The organism is Nocardia sp. FBN12 (assembly GCF_050320175.1).
Classification (GTDB): Bacteria; Actinomycetota; Actinomycetes; order Mycobacteriales; family Mycobacteriaceae; genus Nocardia.
In genome coordinates, this window is sequence record NZ_CP190048.1 from 2,148,375 (window position 1) to 2,172,568 (window position 24,194).

20 protein-coding genes are annotated in these 24,194 nt (G+C 66.2%); 8 read left to right on the forward strand and 12 right to left on the reverse strand.

What is annotated here, in order from left to right; translation table 11 throughout:
• Positions 1–74 precede the first annotated feature (74 nt).
• Positions 75–1,055 carry a LysR family transcriptional regulator gene (locus ACQHI0_RS10495; RefSeq protein WP_427907745.1) on the reverse strand — a complete coding sequence of 327 codons (981 nt, stop codon included), beginning with the start codon at positions 1,053–1,055 and terminating at the stop codon, positions 75–77.
• Between the two features lie 99 nt (positions 1,056–1,154).
• Here ACQHI0_RS10495 and ACQHI0_RS10500 point away from each other — a divergent pair, with 99 nt between their 5' ends.
• Both ACQHI0_RS10500 and ACQHI0_RS10505 read left to right on the forward strand, forming a co-directional pair.
• Complete coding sequence (locus tag ACQHI0_RS10500) at positions 1,155–2,528, forward strand: MFS transporter (RefSeq protein ID WP_427907746.1); 1,374 nt, start codon at positions 1,155–1,157, stop codon at positions 2,526–2,528.
• Positions 2,525–3,271: a 3-hydroxybutyrate dehydrogenase gene (locus ACQHI0_RS10505; protein ID WP_427907747.1), complete on the forward strand. Its 747-nt coding sequence runs from the start codon at positions 2,525–2,527 to the stop codon at positions 3,269–3,271. Before ACQHI0_RS10500 ends, ACQHI0_RS10505 begins: the two co-directional genes overlap by 4 nt.
• Before the next feature lie 242 nt (positions 3,272–3,513).
• On the opposite strand, the gene narI is transcribed toward ACQHI0_RS10505, so the two are convergent.
• From narI to ACQHI0_RS10530, 5 genes are read right to left on the reverse strand one after another with little or no spacing between them, the layout of a single operon-like run.
• The gene (narI, locus tag ACQHI0_RS10510) at positions 3,514–4,245 is read right to left on the reverse strand and encodes a respiratory nitrate reductase subunit gamma (protein WP_427909129.1); all 732 of its coding nucleotides are present in this window, start codon (positions 4,243–4,245) and stop codon (positions 3,514–3,516) included.
• 16 nt (positions 4,246–4,261) lie between these two features.
• On the reverse strand, positions 4,262–4,942 hold the full coding sequence (narJ, locus tag ACQHI0_RS10515) for a nitrate reductase molybdenum cofactor assembly chaperone (protein ID WP_427907748.1): 681 nt from the start codon (positions 4,940–4,942) through the stop codon (positions 4,262–4,264).
• On the reverse strand, positions 4,939–6,588 hold the full coding sequence (gene narH, locus ACQHI0_RS10520) for a nitrate reductase subunit beta (protein WP_427907749.1): 1,650 nt from the start codon (positions 6,586–6,588) through the stop codon (positions 4,939–4,941). The genes narJ and narH overlap by 4 nt, the downstream gene beginning before the upstream one ends.
• Positions 6,588–10,274 carry a nitrate reductase subunit alpha gene (locus ACQHI0_RS10525; protein WP_427907750.1) on the reverse strand — a complete coding sequence of 1,229 codons (3,687 nt, stop codon included), beginning with the start codon at positions 10,272–10,274 and terminating at the stop codon, positions 6,588–6,590. Before ACQHI0_RS10525 ends, narH begins: the two co-directional genes overlap by 1 nt.
• A 53-nt stretch (positions 10,275–10,327) precedes the next feature.
• The gene (locus ACQHI0_RS10530; RefSeq protein WP_427907751.1) at positions 10,328–11,524 is read right to left on the reverse strand and encodes an MFS transporter; all 1,197 of its coding nucleotides are present in this window, start codon (positions 11,522–11,524) and stop codon (positions 10,328–10,330) included.
• Between the two features lie 125 nt (positions 11,525–11,649).
• Between ACQHI0_RS10530 and ACQHI0_RS10535 the strand changes: the two genes are divergently transcribed.
• Entirely contained in the window at positions 11,650–11,814 is a 165-nt protein-coding gene (locus tag ACQHI0_RS10535; protein ID WP_427907752.1) for a DUF5993 family protein, read from the forward strand.
• Complete coding sequence (locus tag ACQHI0_RS10540; protein ID WP_427907753.1) at positions 11,811–12,503, forward strand: disulfide bond formation protein B; 693 nt, start codon at positions 11,811–11,813, stop codon at positions 12,501–12,503. The genes ACQHI0_RS10535 and ACQHI0_RS10540 overlap by 4 nt, the downstream gene beginning before the upstream one ends.
• 56 nt (positions 12,504–12,559) lie before the next feature.
• Here the strand turns inward: ACQHI0_RS10540 and ACQHI0_RS10545 are convergent, their stop codons facing one another.
• Positions 12,560–13,690: a GDSL-type esterase/lipase family protein gene (locus ACQHI0_RS10545; RefSeq protein ID WP_427907754.1), complete on the reverse strand. Its 1,131-nt coding sequence runs from the start codon at positions 13,688–13,690 to the stop codon at positions 12,560–12,562.
• Positions 13,691–13,796: 106 nt separating this feature from the next.
• Between ACQHI0_RS10545 and ACQHI0_RS10550 the strand changes: the two genes are divergently transcribed.
• The 4 genes from ACQHI0_RS10550 (at position 13,797) to ACQHI0_RS10565 (ending at position 18,217) form a co-directional block, all read left to right on the forward strand.
• Entirely contained in the window at positions 13,797–14,270 is a 474-nt protein-coding gene (locus tag ACQHI0_RS10550) for a MarR family winged helix-turn-helix transcriptional regulator (RefSeq protein WP_427907755.1), read from the forward strand.
• A 165-nt stretch (positions 14,271–14,435) separates the two neighbouring features.
• The gene (locus tag ACQHI0_RS10555; RefSeq protein WP_427907756.1) at positions 14,436–15,656 is read left to right on the forward strand and encodes a serine hydrolase domain-containing protein; all 1,221 of its coding nucleotides are present in this window, start codon (positions 14,436–14,438) and stop codon (positions 15,654–15,656) included.
• A gap of 157 nt (positions 15,657–15,813) precedes the next feature.
• Entirely contained in the window at positions 15,814–17,622 is a 1,809-nt protein-coding gene (locus ACQHI0_RS10560; protein ID WP_427907757.1) for an exonuclease domain-containing protein, read from the forward strand.
• A 55-nt stretch (positions 17,623–17,677) separates the two neighbouring features.
• Positions 17,678–18,217 carry a hypothetical protein gene (locus ACQHI0_RS10565; RefSeq protein ID WP_427907758.1) on the forward strand — a complete coding sequence of 180 codons (540 nt, stop codon included), beginning with the start codon at positions 17,678–17,680 and terminating at the stop codon, positions 18,215–18,217.
• Positions 18,218–18,231: 14 nt separating this feature from the next.
• Here the strand turns inward: ACQHI0_RS10565 and ACQHI0_RS10570 are convergent, their stop codons facing one another.
• From ACQHI0_RS10570 to cysD, 5 genes are read right to left on the reverse strand one after another with little or no spacing between them, the layout of a single operon-like run.
• The gene (locus tag ACQHI0_RS10570) at positions 18,232–19,365 is read right to left on the reverse strand and encodes a sulfotransferase family protein (RefSeq protein WP_427907759.1); all 1,134 of its coding nucleotides are present in this window, start codon (positions 19,363–19,365) and stop codon (positions 18,232–18,234) included.
• A gap of 11 nt (positions 19,366–19,376) precedes the next feature.
• Positions 19,377–20,162, reverse strand: a complete 786-nt coding sequence (locus tag ACQHI0_RS10575) for an SDR family oxidoreductase (protein ID WP_427907760.1) — start codon at positions 20,160–20,162, stop codon at positions 19,377–19,379.
• Positions 20,159–21,376: a hypothetical protein gene (locus tag ACQHI0_RS10580; RefSeq protein ID WP_427907761.1), complete on the reverse strand. Its 1,218-nt coding sequence runs from the start codon at positions 21,374–21,376 to the stop codon at positions 20,159–20,161. Before ACQHI0_RS10580 ends, ACQHI0_RS10575 begins: the two co-directional genes overlap by 4 nt.
• Positions 21,373–23,253, reverse strand: coding sequence for an adenylyl-sulfate kinase (gene cysC / locus ACQHI0_RS10585; RefSeq protein WP_427907762.1), 1,881 nt, complete (start codon positions 23,251–23,253; stop codon positions 21,373–21,375). The genes ACQHI0_RS10580 and cysC overlap by 4 nt, the downstream gene beginning before the upstream one ends.
• Positions 23,253–24,158, reverse strand: coding sequence for a sulfate adenylyltransferase subunit CysD (cysD, locus tag ACQHI0_RS10590; protein WP_427907763.1), 906 nt, complete (start codon positions 24,156–24,158; stop codon positions 23,253–23,255). The genes cysC and cysD overlap by 1 nt, the downstream gene beginning before the upstream one ends.
• Positions 24,159–24,194 lie beyond the last annotated feature (36 nt).

A 24,194-nucleotide genomic window follows, 5' to 3' on the forward strand; every position in this document is an offset into this window, starting at 1 on the left:
TCATGGGATGGACCGCCGCCCACACCCCTTCAATCGCTGCAACGACAAGTGCTACAACGCCGTCGGTAGCGCGATTACTCCGTATCGGGGCGGATCGGGTTGTCGCCGAGCAGTTCCTCGCGGCGGTCGCGGACGGTGGTGCGCAGCGCCTCGACGACCGCCGCCACCTCGGGCCTGCGCAAGGTCTCGCGACGGATGACGAGCCAGTAGGTGAGTTGGACGCGGACCTCGTCGGGGAGAACCCGAATGAGATCAGGATGGCGGTCGGCCATGAAGCAGGGGAGTAGGCCGATGCCCGCGGCGGCGCGGGTGGCTTCGACGTGGACGAAGACGTTGGTGGAGGAGACCGAGCGGTGCATCGCGGGGGCGAACGCGAGGGCGAGGTCGAGGTCGTCGACCTGGAGGATGGATTCGATGAAATAGACGAGGGGATAGCCGGCGAGATCGGAGATCGCGGTGGGGGCGCCGTGTTCGGCGAGGTAGTCGCGGGAGGCGTAGAGGCGCAGGCAGTAGTCGCCCAGTTCGATCGCTTCGGCGCGGTGGACCTGCGGTTTGCCGACGACCACTTCGATATCGAGGCCGGTTCGCTGGGTGGATGCTCGTCGGGTCGCGGCGATGATGTCGACGGCGACGCCGGGGTGTCTGCGTTGCACGCGTGCGGCCGATGGTGCGGCCAGGTAGGCGCTGAAACCGTCGGTGGCCGAAATACGCACCACGCCCTCCAGGGTGCGTTCGCCCACGGTCGATCCCAGCGATCGGACGGCCGCTTCCACCGCCTCGGCGGCGGTCAGTGCCTCGCGGCCCAGGTCGGTGAGCTCCCAGCCGCCGGTTACTCGGGTCAGCACCCGCCCGCCCATGGCGTGTTCGAGTGCGGCGATGCGCCGCGAGATCGTTGTGTGATTGATGCCGAGTTCCTCGGCGGCGGTGATGTAGCGCCCGGACCGGCCGACGGCGAGCAGCACCAGCAAATCGTCAGCGCTCGGCCTGCGTCCCGAAGTCGACGGAGAATGACTCACGTGTGCAGTTTCGCAGATTGCTGCTGCGAAACTGGCCATTGTCATCGAGATGGATCTGCACGAATACTCTCCTCACAGCTTGTGGGCTGCATCACATAAACCACGTGGTGTGACCTGGAACATCGAAGGAGTAGTGCGATGAGCGTGCGCAGCGCGACCCGACCGACCGGCGACGACCCGGACGAAGCCCCCACCGGACTGCGGCGGGTGGTGGCCGCCTCGATGGCGGGCACCGTGGTCGAATGGTACGAATTCTTCCTCTACGGCACCGCCGCGACCCTGGTCTTCAGCAAGGTGTTCTTCTCCAAGGAGACCAGCGACCTCGACGCGATCCTGGCCGCCTTCGTCACCTACGCCGTCGGTTTCGCGGCCCGCCCGCTCGGCGGCATCGTCTTCGGCTACTTCGGCGACCGCTACGGGCGCAAGCAGCTGTTGCAGGTGAGCCTGGTGCTCGTCGGTGCGGCGACGTTCCTGATGGGCTGTCTGCCGACCTTCACCCAGATCGGCTATTGGGCACCGGCGATGCTGGTGACCCTGCGCTTCATCCAGGGCTTCGCGATCGGCGGGGAATGGGGCGGCGCGGTGCTGCTGGTCGCCGAGCACAGCCCGAGTAAGAGTCGCGGGTTCTGGTCGAGCTGGCCACAGGCCGGTGTGCCCGCGGGCAATCTGCTCGCCACTGTCGTGCTGCTGGTGCTCACTTCCACGCTGTCGGACGAGGCGTTCCTGAGCTGGGGCTGGCGGGTGGCGTTCTGGCTGTCGGCGGTGGTCGTGCTGGTCGGCTACTACGTGCGAACCAAGGTCACCGACGCCCCGATCTTCGTGGCCGCTCAGCAGTCGATGGATCAGGCCAAGGCGGCGTCGTTCAGTCCGTTCGAGGTGCTGCGCAAGTACCCGCGTGGGGTGTTCACCGCGATGGGTCTGCGGTTCGGCGAGAACATCATGTACTACCTGGTCGTCACGTTCTCGATCACCTACCTCAAGGTCCACGTGCACGCCGACACCACGACGATTCTGTGGTGGCTGCTCATCGCGCACGCCGTGCACATGGTGGTGATTCCCGTCGCGGGCAGGCTCGGTGACCGTGTCGGCCGTCGCCCGGTCTACCTGGCCGGTGCCGTCGCCGCCGCGACCTGGGGCTTCTTCGCGTTCCCCATGATGGACAGCGGCAACAGCGTGGTCATCTTGTCCGCCATCATCATCGGGCTCGTGTTCCACGGCTTCATGTATGCCGGGCAGCCGGCGATCATGGCCGAGATGTTCCCGACCCGGATGCGCTACTCGGGTGTGTCGATGGGCTATCAGGTCACCTCGATCGTCGCTGGCTCGCTCGCGCCGATCATCGCGGTCAAGCTGCTCGACGAGTTCGGTTCCTCGGTGCCGATCGCCTGGTACCTGGCCTTCGCGGCGGCCGTCACCGTCATCGCGGTGGTGTGCGCGAAGGAGACGCGCGGGATCGACCTGGAGTCTGTCGATCTGGCTGACGCGTCCGCCACGAAAGCTGTTGCCGCATGAGTGATCTCATGGGACGTAAGGCGCTGGTCACCGGCGGAGCGAGCGGCATCGGCGCCGCCTGTGCGCGCGAACTCGCCGCCCGCGGCGCCGAGGTCACCGTCGCCGATCTCGACGGGGTCGCGGCGAAGGCCGTGGCGCACGAGATCGACGGGCACGCCTGGATTATCGATCTGCTCGAGGTCGACACCTTGGCCGAGCTGCGGCTCGAGACCGACATCCTGATCAACAACGCGGGCGTGCAAAGCGTCAGTCCCATCGAGGAGTTCGCGCCGCACCGGTTTCGGATGATGCAGACGCTGATGGTCGAGGCACCGTTCCTGCTGACCCGCGCGGCCCTCCCGCACATGTACGCGCAGGGTTTCGGGCGGATCGTGAACATCTCGTCGGTGCATGGGATCCGCGCATCGCAGTTCAAGGTCGCGTACGTGACCGCCAAACACGGCCTGGAAGGGCTGTCGAAAGTCACCGCGCTGGAAGGTGGACCGCACGGGGTTACCAGCAACTGTGTCAGCCCCGGCTATGTGCGAACACCGCTGGTGGACAAGCAGATCGCCGAACAGGCTGCCGCGCACGGGATTCCGGAGCAGGAAGTGCTCGAGAAGGTGCTACTCACCGAGAGTGCGATCAAACGGTTGATCGAGCCGGAAGAGGTCGCGGCACTGGTCGGTTGGCTCGTCTCCGATACCGCGGGCATGATCACCGGTTCCTCCTATCTGATGGACGGAGGGTGGAGCGCCCGATGAACACCGTGGTAGTGGCACCGCAGTGGGTGCCGGACGGACACGACATCGACCGGGCTCGGATCACTGACTTCGGCAAGTGATGTTCGGGGGAGGCGGGCCGGCTTCAGGGGAGTGAATGGACCGGTTTGAACGGTGCCGACCCGCCTGCAACCCATTCGTTGACGCCCCCGGCATGGATGGGGGTGGATCGCGCTCGCCGCAAATCCGATGCGTTCGATCGACCGCGACCAGCGAGAGCGGACTTACCAACCCTGCCGTTCGGGCCGCGAACCGATCAGCTCATCGGGCTTGGCACTCGCGCGGGAGCGGTAGACGACGTAGGGCCGGTAGAAGTAGCTGAACGGTGCGCTGAACGCGTGTACGAGCCGGGTGAACGGCCAGATCGCGAACAGGATCAGGGCGACCGTCACGTGAATGTGAAACGACAGCGGCGCTTCGGCCATCAGATCACCGCGCGGCCGCAGAATCCAGATCGACCGGAACCACGGCGACACCGTTTCCCGGTAGTTGTGTTCCGGGCCGATGGCGCCGGACCCGATCAGGGTGGTCGCCAGCCCGGTGATCAGCGCGCAGACCAGGACCAGGTACATGAGCTTGTCGTTGACCGTCGTCGCGGTGAAGACCGGACCGTTGCGGCGCCGACGATAGATCAGCAGCACGATCCCGGTGAGGGTGGCGACGCCCGCGATGCTGCCGAGCGCGATGGCCTGGACGTGATAAATGTGCTGGCTCATGCCGATGGCGTCGGTCCAGGACTCCGGGATGACCAGCCCGATGATGTGGCCGACGATCACCACCATCATCCCGTAGTGGAACAGCGGACTACCGATCCGCAGCAGTCTGGACTCGTACAGCTGGGAGGAGCGGGTGGTCCAGCCGAATTTGTCGTATCGGTAGCGCCACCAGGTGCCGACGATCAGGATCGCCAGACTCACGTACGGCACGATGTCCCAGTAGAGCTCGCCCGCTGACACAGTGTCGGCTGCCATATCACCGAAGTCCTTTCGCTACAACGGGTTCCCGGTCACGCGCATCCCGGCGCGGCGGCACGGTGAGGGTGAACGGCGCCAGTCCCACCGATTCCGTGGCCGGTCCCGCGTCGACCAGCCTGCGGGCCCAGCCCAGATCCTGTTCGGTCGCGGGCGGCAGGGTCGCGGTGACCGCGGCCAGCACCGGGGCATACGGCGAATCCTCGTCCGAGAGCGCGAGTCCGATCGCGTGGATGGCACGCCGATACGCGGTGAGCAGGGCGGCACCGGCCACGGGGTGCACGGTCGCCGCGAACTCCAACACGACGGGCAGGTGATCGGCGACCTCACCGGACGGCGGTTCCACCCCCGCGCTGCGATAGGCCTCGGTGAAGGCGAGCATGGCCATTCCGCGATTGCGGGTATCGCCGTCGGTCCAGTAGGTCAGCAGCAGGGTCGCGCGCCGACGTAGATCGAAAGTCTCGGTGAATTGTTGTGCCGCAGCCACTTCGGAGAGGTTGCCCAGTTCGGTGACCACGTCGAGCAACGGCGCGGCCTGCTCGCGCGGTAGGTGCGCGCAGAGTTGTTCGACGAGAGCGAGTCGCGTGCGGTGTTCGCTGTCGGGGTAGGCCAGCAGCAGCGACGCCGCCTGCCAGACCAGTCGGTGTTCGGCGGCGCGCCGGGCCGCGCGGCCGCGCATCATGTGCGCCCACCCGGGAACATGCCTTCGGGCGCGCCCTTGCCGTCCCAGTTGAGCAGGTTGACCCGCGAGCCGGTACCCGCGCCGGTGGATTCGCTGGTCTGGCGCTGTTTGAGCGCGTGGAAAGTTTCCACCGCGACCGGCACCGGATTGCCGCTGGTTTCGCCGAACGGACCCGAAACCTGTTCGTACATACCGGGTCCCCCGTCGAAGTCCAGGGCGCAGTCCGCCACCGATTCCTCGAGTTGATGCCCCTGATCGGCATAGGCCGAGGGAATCACATAACGATCCTCGATTTTCGCCAGCGCCAACAGCCGGTACATCTCGTACATCTTCTCCTCGGTCATGCCGACCGCCGCGGGAATATCGGCTCGCGGCTCTCGCCCGAGATTGATATCGCGCATGTACGACCGCATCGCGGCAAGCTTGCGCAGCACCACCGCGACCGCTTCGGTGTCCCCGGCGGTGAACAGTCCGGCCAAGTACTCCAAGGGAATTCGCAACGACTCGAGCGCGCCGAACAGATTGCCGACATCTTCGCCGTCGTGCCCGTCCCGGCTGACCGCGTCCACGACCGGCGACAGCGGCGGGATGTACCACACCATCGGCATCGTCCGATATTCCGGATGCAGCGGCAGCGCGACCCGGTAGTCTTTGATCAGCGCGTGAATCGGCGACCGTTGCGCGGCCTCGATCCAGCTGTCCGGAATACCGGACGCCCGTGCTCCGGCAACAACTTCCGGATCGGCGGGGTCGAGCAACACATTCACCTGCGCCTCGTACAGATCGCGTTCGTCGGCGACCGAGGCCGCGTCGAGCACCTTGTCCACGTCGTAGAAGATCAGCCCGATGTAGCGCAACCGGCCGACGCAGGTCTCCGCGCACACTGTCGGCAAGCCGACCTCCACCCGTGGATAACAGAACGTGCATTTCTCGGCCTTGCCGGTCTTGTGATTGAAATACACCTTCTTGTAGGGACATCCGGAGATACACATCCGCCAGCCGCGGCACTTGTCCTGGTCCACGAGCACGATCCCGTCCTCGGTGCGCTTGTACATCGCGCCGGAGGGGCAGGACGCGACACACGCCGGGTTGAGGCAGTGCTCGCAGATGCGCGGCAGATAGAACATGAAAGTCTGTTCGAGGTCGGTCTTGACCTTCTCGCTCACCTTCGCCAACACCGGATCACCGGGGAGAATCTCGGGCGACCCGGCCAGGTCATCGTCCCAGTTGGCCGAGCCCTTGATCATCATCGGCTCACCGGTGAGCAGACTGCGCGGCGCCGCCACCGGAATCTGGTCACTCAGTGGGGCATTGGTCAAGTTCTCGTAGTCGTAGGTCCACGGCTCGTAGTAATCGTCGATCGCGGGCATCTTCGGATTGGCGAAGATATTGGCGAGCTTGCTGAAACGGTCGCCGCCGAGCAAGCGCAACCGGCCCTTCCTCATGGTCCAGCCGCCGCGCCACTTCTCCTGATCCTCATACCTGCGCGGATAGCCTTGACCCGGGCGGGTTTCCACATTGTTGAACCACACATATTCGGTGCCGGTGCGGTTGGTCCATGCCTGTTTGCAGGTCACCGAACAGGTATGGCAGCCGATGCATTTGTCCAGGTTCATCACCATCGCCAACTGCGCCATGACTTTCATCAGTACGTCACCTCCTGGCTGCGGCGACGGACCACGGTGACTTCGTCGCGCTGATTTCCGGTCGGACCGAGATAGTTGAACGCAAACGAGGTCTGGGCGTAACCGCCGGCCAGATGCGTCGGTTTGATCAGCAACTGGGTGATCGAATTGTGAATACCACCACGGGTTCCGGTGGTTTCCGAGAGCGGAACGTCGATGGTGCGTTCCTGTGCGTGGTACACGTACACCACACCCTCGGGCATCCGCTGGGACACGATCGACCGGCACACCAGCACACCGTTGCGGTTGACCGCCTCGACCCATTCGTTGTCGCGCACCCCGATCTTCTGCGCGTCGCCGGGGCTCATCCACATGGTCGGCCCGCCGCGCGAGAGCGACAGCATCAGCAGGTTGTCCTGGTATTCGGAGTGGATCGACCACTTCGAATGCGGGGTCAGATAGCGCAGAGTCAGGCCGACGCCGTCGCGGGTTTCCCCGATGCCGGGTTCGCCGAACAGTTTCCCCATGTCCAGTGGCGGGCGGTAGATCGGCAGCGCCTCGCCGAGTTCCTCGAGCCAATCGTGGTCGACGTAGAAATGCATGCGCCCGGTGAGCGTGTGGAAAGGCTTGAGGAATTCGATGTTCTGCGTGAACGGCGCGTAGCGGCGCCCACCGGTTTCACTGCCCGACCACTCCGGGCTGGTGATCACCGGAACCGGCCGGGATTGTGTCTCCGCGAACGTGATTCGGCGTTCCTCGCTGCCCGCTGCCAGCTCCACCATGTGCCGGCCGGTGCGCCGGTCGAGTTCCTCGAACCCCGCCACCGAGAGCCTGCCGTTGGATGTGCCCGACAGCATGAGGATGGTCTCAGCCATCTTCTCCGCGGTCTCCAACGCCGGACGCCCCACCGCCACGCCGGAATTCATCACGCCGTGTAGGCGGCCGAGTTCCACGACTTCCTGATCGGGGAACACGGTGATGCCCTTGGTGGTCATGCCGGCCTTCTCCACCAGTGGACCGAGCGCCGCCCACTTCTGCGCGATGGCGGCGTAGTCGCGCTCGACGACAACCAGCGGCCCCATCGTCTTACCCGGCACCGGAACATCGCCGGTCTCCTGCCAATTCGACTGGGTGCCATGGGGGTAGGCCATCGCGCCGGGGGTGTCGTGCTGCAACGTGCCGAGCACGACATCGGTGCGGGTGCCCAGGTGCACCGCCGCCATCGCCGAGAACGCGCGGGCGATCGCGGCGAACGCGTCGAAATCGGACCTCGTTTCCCACGGTGGGTCGATCGCCGGGGTGAAGGCGTTCATGAAGGGATGCATATCGGTACTGGACAGGTCGGCCTTCTCGTACCAGGTGGCCGCGGGCAGCACGACATCGGAGAACAGGGTGGTCGAGGTCATCCGGAAGTCGATCGACATCAGCAGATCGAGCTTGCCCTCCGGCACCGGATCGGGCGAAACCACGCCCACCGGACGCTGCCCGGGACCCGCGAGGGTGTTGCGCACATTGGAACCGGTGCCCAGCAGGTGTTTGAGGAAGTACTCGTTGCCCTTGGACGACGAGCCGAGCAGATTCGACCGCCACACGCTCAGTACCCGCGGCCAGTTTCTCGGACTGTCCGGGTCCTGGACCGCGAATCGCAGTTTGCCGCTGTGCAATTGGTCGACGGTGTAGGCCACTGGGTCGATGCCCGCGGCCGCGGCCTCGTCGGCCAGATCCAGCGACGAACGGTCGAACTGGGGGTAGAACGGCGTCCATCCCATCGCCACCGCCGAGCTCATCACGTCCATGGTGTGTTTGTCGCGGAACAGCCCGCGACCGGTCGGCGCGGCGAGCACATCGGCGCGGTAACCGTCGTAGCGCCACTGGTCGGTGTGCGCGTACCAGTAGGAGGTCCCCGCCATCAGACGCGGCGGGCGCGACCAGTCGGTGCCCATCGCGACGGTGGACCAGCCGGTCACCGGCCTGCACTTCTCCTGCCCGACATAGTGTGCCCAGCCACCGCCGTTGCGGCCCATCGAACCGGTGAGCAGCAGCATCGCCAGAATCGCGCGGTAGGTGGCGTCGCCGTGGAACCACTGGCAGATACCCGCGCCCATGATGATCATGGAGCGCCCGCCGGAATCGACGGCGTTGTCGGCGAATTCGTGCGCGATTCGGATCACCTGCTTGCCCGAGACGCCGGTGATCGGTTCCTGCCAGGCGGGGGTGTAGAGCGAACCGGGATCGTCGTAACCGCTCGGCCATTGTCCCGGCAGCCCTGACCGTGCCACGCCGTACTGAGCGAGCATGAGGTCGAAGACCGTGCAGACCGGGCGGCCCGCGACCATCCGCACCGGCACACCACGATCGACTGTCTCGCCGTGGCCGTCGACGGTGTCGAAGCGCGGCATCGTCACCACCATGGACTGCCCGTCGCCCGCATCGGCAACGGTCAGCGCGGGTTGCAGGGCACCGAGGTCGAGGTTCCACTTCCCGAGGCCTTCCTCGCCGAATCGGAAACCCAGCGAGCCGTGCGGTACCGCGGGTTCGCCGGTGACGCTGTCGATGAGCACCGGTTTGAAGGCGGCGTTCTCGGTGGTGGCGCCGAGATCGGCGGCGGTGAGGTTCTTGCCGGGAACCAGACGGCCGTCGCGTTCGATCAAGCTGACCAGAAAGGGCAGATCGGTGAACTGGCGGACGTAGTCGACGAAGAACGGCTCACGTCGACGCACGAAGTAGTCGGTGAGGATTACGTGCCCCATCGCCATCGCCATGGCGCCGTCGGTGCCTGCCGCGCACGGCATCCATTCGTCGGCGAATTTGGTGTTGTCGGCGTAGTCGGGACTCACCGTGACGACCTTGGTACCGCGGTAGCGCACCTCGGCCATCCAGTGCGCGTCGGGTGTGCGCGTCACCGGCACATTGGATCCCCACATCATCAGGTAGGAGGCGTCCCACCAGTCACCGGACTCGGGGACATCGGTCTGGTCACCGAAGACCTGCGGCGAAGCCACCGGCAGGTCGGCGTACCAGTCGTAGAACGAGGTCATGACCCCGCCGATCATCTCGACGAACCGGGAACCCGCCGCGAAGGACACCATCGACATCGCCGGAATCGGCGAGAACCCCGCCACCCGATCCGGACCGTACTCGGCGATGGTGTGCACATGCGCCGCGGCGATCATCTCGACCGCCTCATCCCAGCTCACCCGCACCAAACCGCCCATGCCCCTGGCCTTTTGATACGCGCGCCGGCGATCCGGATCGGCTTGCAGATCGGCCCAGGCCAGGACCGGATCGCCCAGCCGTTGCTTGGCTTCGCGATACATCTCGACCAGCACACCGCGCGCGTACGGGTAGCGCACCCGCGTCGGTGAGTAGGTGTACCAGGAGAACGCGGCACCACGGGGACAGCCGCGCGGCTCGTAATCCGGCCGGTCCGGCCCTGCCGAGGGATAGTCGACGTCCTGGGTTTCCCACGTGATGATGTCGTCTTTGACGTAGACCTTCCACGAACACGACCCGGTGCAGTTCACGCCGTGGGTCGAACGCACCACCTTGTCGTGGCTCCAGCGGTTGCGATAGAAGATGTCACCCTCGCGGCCGCCGGACCGGGTGACGGTGCGCTGGTCCGCGGATTCGGCACCGGGGGTGAAGAACCGGCCGCTGCGCACCAGCAGGTCTTCGACGGGGCCGCCGATCCGCGCTCTGGATGCCACTGTGCATTTCTCCTTCGACGAGGTCCGATCAGGGATGGCGCGGCGGAGCCCAGCTACTCGACAGCGTGCAGTTTGAACACCGTGTAGAGCAGCGCGGCCAACGCGGTCGCGGCGAGCAGCAGCAGGCCGACGGTGTAGCTGTTGCTGGCCTCGTTGTAGGTCATGCCCATGATCAGCGGCGGGAAATATCCACCGAGTCCGCCCGCGGCCGAGACGACGCCGGTGACACTGCCGACGCTCTGCGCGGGTGTCCGCCGCGCCACCCAGGCGAAGACGCCACCGGTGCCGACCCCGAGGAACAGCGCCAACGCGATGAACGTGGCGGCCGAGGCGACATCGGCAGGTGGTTTGAACGAGGCCACCACCGCCATCACCGCGGTGCCTGCCAGTGAGACGACCACGATGTACTTCGGCGCGATGCGGTCCGAGAGCGCGCCGCCGATCGGGCGCGCGATCACCGCGGCGAGCGCGAAAGCCGCGGTGCGGCTGCCCGCTTCGACCGCGGAGAAGCCGTAGATATGCTTGATATAGGTCGGCAGATACGAGCTGAAGGCGACGAAACCGCCGAACACCACCGCGTACAGGAACGACATCTCCCAGGTGACGCCCAGCTTCATCGCGGCGCGCAGTTTGGGCAGGACCGGGTCGGTGCTCGGGGTGAAATCAGGTGAGTTGCGCATGAACAGGATGCACAGCACCGCGGTCACGGCCAACGCGGCCGCCACGATCAAGTGGGTGGGCAGCAACCCGAACCAGCGGACGAACCGGGGTGTGAAGAACGCCGAGACCGCGGTGCCGACCATGCCCGCGCCGAACACGCCGGTGGCGAAGCCGCGCCGGGCGGGTACATACCAGGAGTTCGCGAAGGGGATACCGATGGCGAAGACGGTGCCGGGGATGCCGAGCAGGAAGGCGAAGGCCAGCATCAACGGGTAGGACTCGATGCTGCCCGCGATGCCGACCGCGACCACCGGCACGATCGAGGCCAGCGAGACCGCGATGAACATGGTCCGGCCGCCGATTCGATCGGTGAGCGCGCCGGACACGATCCGGCCCAGCGAGCCGACGAGAATCGGCATCGCCACCATGATCGAGGCTGCCGTGCTGCTCAGCGCCATATTGTCGGCGTAGTTCGGCGAGAGGGGGCCGATGAGATTCCACGCCCAGAAGTTGATGGCCGAAACCCAGGTGGCCAGGGCGAGATTGAGGGCCGGGGACCCGGCGCGTACCGCTGCCTGTAGCGAGGTCACCGAATCAGGAGAACACACACCCGCGCGTTGGAACGGGCAACACGCAACAAGTCAGCAACCATCGGGTACGCGCGGTCGGCGTGTTCGTGCGGTCGGGCTCGACCGGCTGCGTAACGTGCCCGGTCATGGACACGCTGATCTTCGGTGGTCTGCTGATCACCCTCGTGCTGATCTACCGCGACAGTGTTCGTCGAATCGTGTTGCTCGCATGGTTCATCACCTTCGCCCTGTGTCTGCTGTTGCTGAAGCTGCACATCACCAGCGGTCTCGGCCTCGGGTTGACCTGGTGAGCGCCGTGACCGAGACCGTGGCGGTGACCGAGGAGAAGTCGGGCCCGCTCGGTTCCCTGCAATATCTGTTGGCTGTGATCTTCGTGGTCGGCTGGTCGGCGGTGATCTGTGGCGGCTTCGCAGTGCAGTTCGCCGACTGGGAATACCCGTGCCCGCTGTGCATGCTCCAGCGGATGTTCATGGTGCTGGCCGCGCTCGGCGGCGCGTTCATCGTGCGCAAGGGGATGACCGGGATCATCGGGGCGCGCGACTATGCCGTGGGTTGGGGTCTGGCGATAATCGGTTGTGTCGGTGGCGGTTTCACCGCATGGCGGCAGACGATGTTGCACATCCTGCCGGGCGATCCGGGCTACGGCGGCACCGTTCTCGGCTTGCACCTGTATGTGTGGGCGCTGGTTCTCTACATCGCCGCGATCGCCACCATCGGTGTCGTGACTGCCTTGTCGTATCCGACGGCGGCCAGGGTGATCGCGCCGTCTCTGGCCAAGATCGGCAGGTTTGCGCTGTGGTTCTGCGGACTGGTGATCGCGGGGAACCTGGTGGTCGTGTTCGGCCTCGAGGGTTTCCACTGGAAACTCCCCGACGACCCCGCGTGCTACCGCTTGTTCTACGACCTCGGCATTCTCGACGGCGGCTGCGTAGTGCCCGGCACTGAACAGTCATCGGACGCACCCGGACTGGGCAGTTGATCACCACGCTCCCGCCCGAGAGCCGAACGCCGTGGGAGCGTGATGGTCCTCGCGGGTCAGTGGAAATGTGCGGTGAGATCGATGGTGGCCGCCATCGCCGCGGCGCCCGCGTCGTTGAGGTGCATGCCGTCGCCGCAGTCGAATTCGGCGCGGATGTAGTCGGGGCGATGTGGGTCGGCGACGGCGTGGTCGACGTCGAAGATCGAGTCGAAAAGGTCGGTGGTGCGCAGCCATTCGTTCACGGCGTGCCGGGTCGGCTGCGTTTCCGGTACGGGCATGCCGGGGTAGACGCAGCCGGCGTACGGGCCGATGGTGGCGGCGTGGATGCGCAGTCCGGCGGCATGCGCGCGTTCGGCCAGGTCGGTGAAACCGGCGATCAGCTCTTCGGTGGTGGCGGAGGGCTGGCCGCCCATCGCGCCGAGGATGAGGTCGTTGATGCCGAAGTTGATCAGGATGTCGGTAACCCCGGGCACTCGTAGCGCATCGGAATCGAAACGGCGCAATCCCGATTCGCCGATCTGCGCGGCGGTGAGGCGGTTGCCGGAGATGCCGTTATTGACCACCCAGCCCTGGGCGAGGCGGGCATTGAGGGCGTCGACCGAGCGGCGATTGGCGCTCAGCGTGGTGCCGAAACCCTCGAACCAGGAGTCGCCGATCGCCACCGCGATCGGGGGTTGGTCGGAGACAAGCACGTCGACGCCGGTGACGAAGAACCGGAACGGAACCTCTTGTGCACCAGTAAGTTCCACCTCCGACGTGCGGTCTCCGGCGGCGATGTAGGCCACCTCGCCGGGTTGGTGGGAGAAGGTGGCGAGGCCGGTCGGTTCCGGCAGGTAGAGGCTGAGCAGCAGATCTTCGCCTGCGGTGACCGGCAAGTCGATCGGATCGCTCACCGACTCCGCACCCGCGTCGATCGTGACCACCGCCGCCCCACCGAACGTGATCTCCCTGTCCTCGGCGATCGCCGAACCGGCTTTGCGCTGGGCGATGCGCACGGCTCCGATGCGCAGCGGTGCGGCACCGTAGCGGTTGGTCAACCGGACGCGTACCGCGTCACCGCCACCGGCCATGTGCAGGACGTGGCGCACGGTTTCGTCATCGAACTCCCGCGATTCGGCGAGCTTGATCTGCTCGTTCGGGTTGATGACACCGGTTCGGAAGCCCGCTACCCACGTGTTGTTCTGCATGATTTCTCCAGTACTTGCTGTGCGGAATAATGCGTTGACATAGGTCTACGGGAAAGTATTCCGCGTGTCAACTATCCGCATGGCAAATATGGGCTACGCTGGTGTTATGTCCGACCTGTTCGACGACCCCCGCTTCACCGTCTCCGGCCTGCTCTTCGAGGCGCACAGTGGCCTGCTCGCCAAGCTGGAGCCGACCTGGAAAGCCCACGGGCTCTCCGGCCTCGACCTCAATGCCCTACTGCGACTGAGCCGTTCCCCGGACCGCCGCCTCCGTATGTCGGACCTCGCCACCCAGACCGAGCTCTCCACCAGCGGCGTCACCCGCCTGGTCGACCGGCTCGCCACCGGTGGCCTGGTCGAACGACAACTCGACCCGGCCGACCGCCGCAGCGCCTACGCCGCCTTGACCGATGCGGGCGTCCGCCGCCTCGAAGAGGTCCTTCCCGATTACCTCGCCGCCCTGGAACGGTGGCTCACCGGTCTGCTGACCCCCGCTCAACTCGACGGTTTGACTACGGGCCTTCGCGTCATCCGTGACGCCACGAACCCGGCGGCCACTGCCTTGGCCGATCGGTCCTGAGACGAGTCACGCGAGCCCGGGATGCCCGGCATGACCCCGCCGAGTCCAGATCACCGGAGACCGTGCCGGACCGCATGATTTCGAAAGCGCCCCATCGGCCTCACCTGCCACGGTAACGGTGCGCCGCTTCGAACTACAGCGGCCGACCACGGGAGGACAGAAATCGTGAAGATCTCACTGGCAATGCTGGTAGGCGTCGCCGTTCTGACCGTCAGCGCATGCACGATGCGGGCGGCATCCGGCGAAACAGACACTGCGCGAACAGGTTCCGGACTCGATCCGGCTGCGCTGCAATCCGCGCTGGATGCGGTCCGCGACGCGGGAATGACCGGGGTGTACATGGAGGTACGTGACGGCGACCGGGTGTGGAGTGGCACTGCGGGGGTCGCCGACGTCACCTCCGGCGAGCCCATCGGGCCCGACATGGTCCACCGAGTCGGCAGCATCACCAAGACGTTCATCGCGGCCGCGATCATGCAGCAGGTCGAGCAGGGGCGAATCGGACTCGACACATCGATCGGTGACTACCTGCCGCACTTGGTCCCTGGTGAGCGTGGCGCGAAGATCACGGTGCGGATGCTGCTCAACAACACCAGCGGGCTGGCCGAGCACCTGCCGTACTCCTTTCCTTCCCTCGCAGCCTTTTTCGGCGGGACGCAGCTGTCGTCGGAGAGCTTGGACGAGCATCAGTTCACCCAGTTCGACCCGGTCGAGTTGATCGGAATGGGCGTCAGCGCGCCGCCCGCCACCCCTGAGCCCGGAGCAACCCCCGGCGTGTACTCCAACACCAACTACTTCCTGCTTGCCCAACTGTTGGAGCAGGTGACCGGAACAGCATTCGAGACCTATGTCGCCGAGAATGTGATCGGACGCGCCGGGCTCGAGCACACCGCGTTTCCGGACGGGCCGACGCTGTCGGTTCCGCACCCGCGAATGTACGAGCGGCTGTTCGGAATGATCGATCCGCCGCGCGACTACAGCGTCTACAACATGTCGTGGGCGCTGCCCGGCGCCGGACTCGTCTCGACCATGGCGGACCTGAATCGCTTCTACCGCATGCTGCTCGGTAGGCACATCGTGAGCCGGGAGTCGTTGGCGCAGATGCAGCGTACGGTGCCCGTCATCGCGCTGGACGGTACACAGATCGAGTACGGTCTCGGCCTGCACCGGGTGCAGGCTCCGGGCGGCGAAACATTCTGGGGCCACGACGGCAGCGTCTTCGGTGCCCAGGCGCTATCGCTGACCAGCGCCGACGGCACCCGCCAGATGTCGGTCGCGACAAACCTCGTGCGGTGGAACGAGATCGGTCCCGACGGAAAGCCGAAGCCACACCCCATCGATGACGCCCTCGACACCCTCTACCAGCTCGCGATGGGCGGCGAGTGATCCTTCGGCGGCGCTCTGTGCCCCCGGCCCGTCGGCGCCAACGGCACGGGTCGGGTGCCCCGACTCGGCGCCGAAGTCTCGCAACGCAACTCGCGCGTCACTGGTCGTCGAGTGCAACGTTGCGGGCCCGGCGAACGATGCGATGCTCATGCAGGGGATGACACAGGTTGATGAGCAGCAGCAGACAGCTGGGTTCGGTGCGTTCACCGTGGTGGATGTCGAGACCTCCGGGCTACGGCCGCACCAGCACCGGGTGCTGTCCGTCGCGGCGGTGACACTGGACGGCACCGGCCGGGTGACGCGGGAGTTCCACAGCCTGATCGATCCGGGTTGCGATCCGGGTCCCGTGCACATCCACGGGCTCACTGCCGACGTGCTGCGGGGCTCGCCCGAGTTTGGCCGAGTGCGCGACCAGCTGTCGGCCATGCTGGACGGCCGGGTGATGGTGGCGCACAACGCGCTGTTCGACTACGGCTTCCTGCTGCAGGAGTTCGCCCGGGCCGGGGGAGCTCTGCCGGTACAGCGCCGACTGTGCACGTTGGCCCTGGCTCGCCGCATCGCGCTGCCGACACCCGACTACCGGTTGGGCACGCTGGCGACGTATTACGGTGTGCCGCAACAGAAGGCGCACGATGCGCTCGACGACACCCGTGTTCTCGCGAATGTCCTTCGAGCGTTGGTCGCCGACGCGGCCCATCTCGGTATCGCACCCCCTTTGCTCGAATGCGCACCTGATTCGGCCAGACCGACGCAGTCCAGCTGGCCAGTCGAACGTCGCGGCCCGAAGCCGCCGTGTGACTTCGTCTATCCCGGAAAGCTGGCGGTGGCCGGTCGCCTGCGACAGGGGATGAAGGTGGCGCTGACGGGAGAGACCCGGATCGAACGGGAAGTGCTCGTCGCCCGTGCAGAGGCTGCGGGACTCGACGTGACGAGCATGGTGAGCAACCGAACCAGTGTGCTGGTCACCAACAATGCGCTGGCGGGAACGGGCAAGGCGCGCAAGGCGTTCGAGTTCGGCACGCCGGTGATCGATGAGGCCCGGTTCGCCGCACTGCTCGAGTCGATAGAACCGGGGCACTTGAAAGGGGCGGCGGCACCTGAGGTTGCGGCGCCACGCCGGTCAGTGGCACCCGCACGGGCGATATCGGGTCCGCTGGCCGGTCGGCGGATTCTGGTGCTGGGCGGAACCCACGGCCAGGCTGCGGCGGCGCGCTCGCGGATCGTCGAGCTCGGCGGTTCGGCCGCGGTCAATCTCTCCGCGACAGTGACCGATGTACTCCTTCTCGCAGGTGGGGAATCCGACCGGCGCGCGCGAAAGGCAGGCGAACTCGCACTGGCGGTCCACGGACCAGACCTGCTCGAGCAAGGTGCGATCGCGCCCGCGGCGATCCCTGCGGCATCGACCGAACCCGGTCATGCCGAAATCCGGCCCGCGGAGTCGACGGTGTTGTCGCGAGGTCAGGTGATCGACGTGCCGATCACCGAGGGCGGCACCACGTGGACTCTGCGGGCAACGTGGAGCCAGCTCAGTGCGCCGACCGTGGATCTCGTCGCGTTCCTGCTCGGCAGCGATGAGCGAGTCGACGATTCCGCCGACTTCCTGTTCTACAACCAGCCGGAATCGCAGGGCGCCAAGCTTTCCGAGGATGGGCCGAACGAGCAGTCGATCACCCTGGTCCTCGATGACCTGCCCGAGTACTGCACTCGGATCGTCCTCGCCGCTTCCCTCGACGGTGCCGGTCTCACCTTCGGCGACGTCGGCGCCATCGAGCTCGACTTCGCCGCCGGCACGGAATCGAGCACCGCGGTGCGTTCCACGCTCGATGCCGCAACCGTGGAACGCACCCTGCTGCTCGCCGAACTGTATCTGCGCGGTGAAGATTGGCGGCTGCGCGCGGTGGGCCAGGGCTACGAGACCGATCTCGCCGACCTGGCCAGGCGCTATGGGGTCGACGTCGACGAGTGAAGCCGCACGAAGTGGCGGCCGGTTCGCGCGCTGATCTTTTCGTACCATCGGCGAATTGCTGCCCGCGGGGCGGTACCAGCCGATGTTGGTGGGCATCAACCCCCGGCTCGTGCATCCTCTCGATCGCGACGACTATTTCGCTCACGAACAGGTCGAGACGTGGGGTATCGATTCGTTCTGGGGGCTGCCCGTCCATCCCCGCACGGTCTACTACCGGACCTTCGAGACCGCGGTGAGCGCTGACGCGCACCTGTACGAATTCGTGGTTCCGATGGTTCCACCGACGTGGAACGACGCCACCCGTGTGGCGCAGTTCGAAGAGCAGCTTCGCAGCGTTTCGACGCCAACGGCGGTGGCGGTGTCGATCCTGGACGTGGTCCAGCCGGCCGTCGCCGAGGAACGCCGTGACTACTACACGCATTATTCGTTGATCCACTTCCTGCTCGACGGCCATCACAAGCTGGAAGCAGCGGCGAAGGCCGGTCGACCACTTCGTTTGCTTTCCCTGCTGTCGGTCGATACCGGCCTCGCTGACAAGCAGGACATCGCATCGCTCGCCGGCATCCGGTCGGGGATGCCGGGCGAGCGTCGGTAGCTGACCGTTCGAGATCAACTACCGAAGCGTTCGGCGACCATGTTCTCCGTGAGGCCGTAGTCGGCGAGGGAGTAGTGGTGCGCGGCTTTGCGATCGCCCGTGCGGCTTTCGTTGTCGAGGGCGGTGATGGCGGTCCGGGCTTCGGAGGTGAGCGCGGTGCCGGTTCGGGCGTAGATGCGGTCGACGACGCCGAGGGGGTCGGTGCGGAGGTCGTCGAAGTCGACGTCGATGAAGGTGGCTTCGGGGTGGCGGGTGCGGGCGGCGGTGAATTCGTGGAGGCCGCGCGACCACAGGTCGAGTTGGGTTCGGCCGATGATTTCGCCGGTGAAGGTGGTTGACCAGCCCCGGGTGGCGTGTTCGTTGAGGCTGCACACCGAGGGGATGATGGTGGCGGGGTCGCGGTGGGTCTGGATGACGATGGCGTCGGGGTAGGTCGCCAGGAGCGCATCGAGGCAGAACAGGTGGCTGGGGTTCTTGAGGACCCAGCGGCGGGTGTCGTTCATGCCGATGAGCTGCAGGTTGCGGCGGTGCCGTGCGTAGGCGGGGGTCCAGTCCTGGGTGGACAGCCATGCCGAATAGCCGGGTACGTAGGCGAGACACTCGTAGGAATGCGACGTGCCCGACTGGCGCAGCAGCTGCCAGCATTCCTCCACGTCGGAGGCACTCATGTAGTGCAGGCCCATGAATTCGGGGTTCTGCACCTGATGCTGTCGCAGACCCGCGTCGATCTGCTGGTAGGCGGGATTGTCGGCCCAGGTGTCCCGCGGCGGGCGGGGCTGCGGGAAATCGGTCAGCCACATCTCCAATCCCTGGTTGGCCGGATCGGCCGCGAGCAATCGGTGCAGTGCGGTGGTGCCGGTCCGGGGGAGGCCGGTGACGAAAATCGGCCGGGTGACCGGTGTTTCGACGTACCCGGGATTCGCCGCCCATGCGGCTTCGCTCAGCGCGCGGGCGATGAGCGTGCCGCGCAGGAAGAACCGCGACATCTTGGAGCCGAGCTCGGTGAGCCCGGCCTCGTCGCGATACGAGTCGAGCAGTACCTGCAACGCCGCGGTGTAGTCGTCGGCCCCGAAATCGGTGAGACCGGTGAGTTTGGTGGCTGAGGCGTGCAGGTCGGCCACGGTGCCGACATCGGTGCGCACAGTCATCAGGGAAGCTCCTAGTTGTGGTATTCGCCGCAGTTGACGTCGAGGGTCTGGCCGGTGATCGCCGATGACCAGCTGGACGCGAGAAACACCACGGCACGGGCGATTTCGTCGGGTTCGGGCAACCGCTTCAGATCGGATTTCGACGCGGTCTGCTCGTACACCTGCTCGACGGTGATGCCGTACTTCTCGGCGACCTGACCGAAGTACCACTTCAGCTGGTCGGTCCAGATGTAGCCGGGCAGCACGCTGTTGACCCGCACGCCCTTGCCGCCGAGTTCGGTGGCAAGGGTCTGCGACATGGCCAGCAGCGCCGCCTTGGTGAGTTTGTAACTGCCGTACCGGGGTTCGGAGTGCCGGACGACCATCGAATTGATCATCACCACAGCACCTTTGGACTCGGAGAGCGCCGGCGCGAATGCCTGGGTCATCCGCAGGCCACCGAGCACCGTCATGTCCAGGCTCGACCGGATGTGGTCGAAGTCGGTGCGGTCGAGGGGTTTCATCGACGGCACCGAGAACGCGTTGTTCACGAGTGCGTCGACCCGGCCGAAGGTTTCGACCGTGCGCGCCACGAGATTCTGTACCGCGGTCTCGTCGGTGATGTCGGTGGGCACACTCAGCGTGGCGCCGCCCGCCGCCTCGATTTCGGCAGCCACCTCGAGCAAGCGGGATTCGGTGCGTGCCGCGAGCACGACCGTGGCGCCTGCCGCAGCCGCTTCCAGGCAGATCGACCGGCCGAGACCCGGTCCGACGCCGGAAACAACGACAACCTTGCCGTCCAGCAGTGCCCCGCTCATCCCATCATCCTTTCGGAGAAGGCCCGCTGCCGGGCCGAGATCCGGTCGCGCCAGCCAGCGGCGTCGATCCGGTTGTGTTCGAAGTTCGGAAGGTGTTGTGCGACTTCTTCGATCGGTACCACGGCGACAGTCGGGCCATCGGCCTCGGTCATCGGCCGATCGGTGCGCTGCCACCGGAACTGCAGAATCCCGCGGGTGCGCCCGGTGGTCTCGATCCAGTTCGCGATGCCGGGATCCTGCTTGCTCACCACCATCCGGATCATGCCGTCCGAATCCACTTGCGCCTGAGAGTGGTTGAGGCTCGTCTGATGGTTGACGTAGTCCAGGGAGATGTACCAGAGACTGCCCAGCTGAAATCCCTGATACGGCGCATCGGATTTCGGGACGGTGATCACCAGCGCCTGATCGTCGGCGAGGTCGAAATGCCCGACCGAGGAGTACTGGGTACTCAGCCCGCCGGGCGTCAGCCGGGGTGCGGTGAGCGTGTTCACCGGCAGGTCGAGGTAGAACCACTTCGGGAAGTTGAACCAGGTGTGCACACGGGTGAGCAGCATCTTCGCCGCCGCGCCGTACCGTTTACGCAGGCGCGCCAGGTCCGGTTCGGCCGGTGCGGTGCCGATGGTGTCGACTCGCTCGATCCGGATCGAGCCCTTGCGCTCGGTCCAGTCGCTGTAGACCTCGCGCACGGCCAACATGGACGCGCCCTCCCCGAGCGGGAAATAGTCCGGGCCCGCATCGGGTTTCGCGGGCCCGAAGCGGAGCGAGAAGCTGCCGTCGGCGGCGATCGAGATGCGCCGGTCGTCGAACGCGTCGGCACCACCGGGCACATCGGTCGCGGTGTAATCACCCTTGAGCACTTGGAAGCTCAGGTCGACGGTGCTGCCGCGCACACCGCTCACCACGTACTCAGCGGTCGGCTCGATGTTCGCGTGGTAATAGAGGGTGTCCGGGTTGTCCAGGCCCATCTTGGCGTAAGGGCCGGTCGAGGACACGAAGTAGGGATGCGACGTGCCGTGCGCGCCCGAAAGGCGCAGGCAGGCAGCGATACTCGCGGCGAGATAGTCGTAGCCCTCGGCGAGGTCCTGCTCGTCGCGGACGAATTCCGCGCCTGCGATGAGTGTTTCGGCCTGGGCGACCGCGGCGAGAAATGGTGCGGTCAGCGGCTCCGGTGGCGCGCTGCTACCGGCTTCGGTGGCGGTACTGGAGTGGGTCAACGGTCTGCGATTCCTAGCTCTCGGAGGACATGGGCGGCGATCTCGGCGGGGGTGCCGAGATCGGGAGTGATGACCAGATCGGCGTGCTCGGGCCGTTCGTAGGGCGAACCGATCCCGGTGAAGCCGGGCAGCTCGCCCGCGCGGGCTTTCGCGTAGAGGCCTTTGGGGTCGCGGCTTTCGCACACCGCGAGTGGGGTGTCGACGAAGACCTCGTGGAACGGAAGTTCACGGTCGTCGTGGGTGGTCCGCGCGTTGGCACGTTGCGCGGTGAACGGGCTGATCACCGACACGATCGCCACCGCACCCGAATCGGCGAACAGTGCGGCGACCTCGGCGACCCGGCGCACGTTCTCGTCCCGGTCGGCGGGGGAGAAGCCGAGGCCGGCGTTGAGACCGTGGCGCAGGTTGTCCCCGTCGAGCAGGTAGGCGGGACGCCCGGCCGCGACCAGTTGCCGCTCCAGCTCGACGGCCAGCGTGGACTTCCCCGACCCGGAGAGCCCCGTCAGCCAGACAGTCACGCCCGCATGTCCGCGTTCGGCGCGACTCACCGCCGAGCGATGCCAGACCAGCGACTGCGCGGAATCGACTGAGGCGGCGATCTGCTCAGTGTGGTCCGGCCCCGATTCCCGACCGGTCACCATGCCGGCGGCAACGGTCTGATCGGTCACCGGATCGATCAGGATGAAGGAGCCCGTGCGCCGATTCTCGCGATACGGATCCGACAACAGGGGTTGGCGGCTGCTCAGACGAATGCGCGCGATGTCGTTGAGCGACAGCGACTCCACGTCCTCGACCCGGTGCAGGGAGTTCACATCGAGCCGGTAGTCGATGGCCGTGATCTGTGCGGACGAAGTCTGCGCCGCGGTACGCACCACGTACTGAGCGCCCGCCCGCAACTGGGAACCCTCGGCGAACCAGCACACCATCGCGTCGAGTTCGGTGCCGATATGGGGACGATTGCCCGGCCGGGCGAGCAGGTCACCGCGACCGACATCGATGTCGTCTTCCAGGGTCAGCGAGACAGCCATCCCGGTGAACGCCTCGTCGACCTTCGTGCCGCCAGGACCCCAGATCTCCTTGACATGTGAGGACCGCCCCGAGGGCAGCACCACCACTTCGTCGCCGGGCTTGAAGATCCCGCCCGCGACGGTGCCCGCGTAGCTGCGGTGGTCGAGTCCCTCCTGCGCCCGGATGACGTACTGGATCGGCAACCGGGCATCGATGAGGTTGCGGTCCGAGGCGATGTGCACGTCCTCGAGATGGCGCAGCAACGGCGGTCCCGGATACCAGTCCATGTGCTCGGAGCCCTCGACCACGTTGTCGCCGAGCAGCGCCGACACCGGCACGAAGCTCAGATCACCGACCGTCAATTTTGCGGCGAACGCGGCGAATTCGGTGCGGATCTCCTCGAATCGCTCCTGCGACCAGTCGACCAGGTCCATCTTGTTCACGCACACCACCAGGTGCGGCACCCCGAGCAGCGTGGCGAGGAACGCGTGCCTGCGGGTCTGCTCGGAAACACCGGTGCGGGCGTCGACCAGGATCAATGCGAGGTCCGCGGTGGACGCACCGGTCACCATATTGCGGGTGTACTGCACGTGCCCCGGGGTGTCGGCGATGACGAACTTGCGCCGCGGTGTCGTCACGTAGCGGTAGGCGACGTCGATGGTGATGCCCTGCTCCCGTTCGGCACGCAGGCCGTCGGTGACCAAGGCGAGATCGGCCGCGGCGCCGCCACGTTCGGTGCTGACCCGCTCGATGGCGGCGAGTTGATCGTCGAACAGCGACTTGGAGTCGTAGAGCAGCCGGCCGATGAGAGTGGACTTGCCGTCGTCGACGCTGCCCGCGGTCGCCAGTCGTAACAGGTTGCGGCGCATCAGAAGTAGCCCTCTCGCTTGCGGTCTTCCATACCGGTCTCGGAGATCCGGTCGTCGGCACGGGTGGCGCCGCGTTCGGTGAGTCGGGTGGCGGCGGTCTCGGCGATCACCTTCGCGGGGGTGTCGGCGGTGCTCTCGACGCAGCCGGTGCACGTGGCGTCGCCGACCGTGCGGAATCGGACGGTGGCTTCGAAGGCGCGTTCACCGGGCGCGGGCGTGATGAATCGGGTTGCCGACAACAGCATTCCGTCGCGTTCGATGACCTGTCGCCCGTGCGCGTAGTACAGCGACGGCAGCTCGACGGCCTCGCGGTCGATGTACTCCCAGATATCGAGCTCGGTCCAGTTCGACAGCGGGAACACCCGGATGTGTTCGCCGGGCTGGTGGCGGCCGTTGTAGAGATTCCACACCTCGGGTCGCTGTGCCCGTGGGTCCCATTCGCCGAAACTGTTGCGGAAGCTGAACACTCGCTCTTTGGCGCGCGCCTTCTCCTCGTCGCGGCGTGCCCCGCCGAATGCCGCGTCGAACCGGTGCTCACCGATCGCGCGGAGCAGAGTGGTGGTCTGCAACGGGTTGCGGGTGCCGCCGGGGCGTTCCACGGCGCGGCCCGCATCGATGTCGTCCTGGACGCGGGCGATCTCGAGACGTGCCCCGGTGCGCTCGGCGGTGCGGTCACGGAACTCGATCACCTCGTCGAAGTTGTGACCGGTGTCGACGTGCAGCAGCGGAAAGGGCAGCGGCGCGGGCCAGAACGCGCGCCGCGCCAGATGCAACAGCACGGCGGAATCCTTGCCGCCGGAAAAGAGCAGGGCCGGTCGCGCGAGCGTGGCCGCGACCTCCCGGAAGATGTGCACCGACTCGGCCTCCAAGGCCGCCAGATGCGATAACTCGTACCCCGCCTGCACTGCTCACCCACTTCGTTCTTGCGTTTCGCCAGGTTG

What these genes read in the sequence shown, in the direction of transcription:
- ACQHI0_RS10495 (WP_427907745.1), bottom strand. Translation starts at nt 1,055, where the DNA reads ATGGCCAGTTTCGCAGCAGCAATCTGCGAAACTGCACACGTGAGTCAT.
- ACQHI0_RS10500 (WP_427907746.1), top strand. Translation starts at nt 1,155, where the DNA reads ATGAGCGTGCGCAGCGCGACCCGACCGACCGGCGACGACCCGGACGAA.
- ACQHI0_RS10505 (WP_427907747.1), top strand. Translation starts at nt 2,525, where the DNA reads ATGAGTGATCTCATGGGACGTAAGGCGCTGGTCACCGGCGGAGCGAGC.
- narJ (WP_427907748.1), bottom strand. Translation starts at nt 4,942, where the DNA reads ATGATGCGCGGCCGCGCGGCCCGGCGCGCCGCCGAACACCGACTGGTC.
- narH (WP_427907749.1), bottom strand. Translation starts at nt 6,588, where the DNA reads ATGAAAGTCATGGCGCAGTTGGCGATGGTGATGAACCTGGACAAATGC.
- ACQHI0_RS10535 (WP_427907752.1), top strand. Translation starts at nt 11,650, where the DNA reads ATGGACACGCTGATCTTCGGTGGTCTGCTGATCACCCTCGTGCTGATC.
- ACQHI0_RS10545 (WP_427907754.1), bottom strand. Translation starts at nt 13,690, where the DNA reads ATGCAGAACAACACGTGGGTAGCGGGCTTCCGAACCGGTGTCATCAAC.
- ACQHI0_RS10550 (WP_427907755.1), top strand. Translation starts at nt 13,797, where the DNA reads ATGTCCGACCTGTTCGACGACCCCCGCTTCACCGTCTCCGGCCTGCTC.
- ACQHI0_RS10560 (WP_427907757.1), top strand. Translation starts at nt 15,814, where the DNA reads ATGACACAGGTTGATGAGCAGCAGCAGACAGCTGGGTTCGGTGCGTTC.
- ACQHI0_RS10570 (WP_427907759.1), bottom strand. Translation starts at nt 19,365, where the DNA reads ATGACTGTGCGCACCGATGTCGGCACCGTGGCCGACCTGCACGCCTCA.
- ACQHI0_RS10575 (WP_427907760.1), bottom strand. Translation starts at nt 20,162, where the DNA reads ATGAGCGGGGCACTGCTGGACGGCAAGGTTGTCGTTGTTTCCGGCGTC.
- cysC (WP_427907762.1), bottom strand. Translation starts at nt 23,253, where the DNA reads ATGCGCCGCAACCTGTTACGACTGGCGACCGCGGGCAGCGTCGACGAC.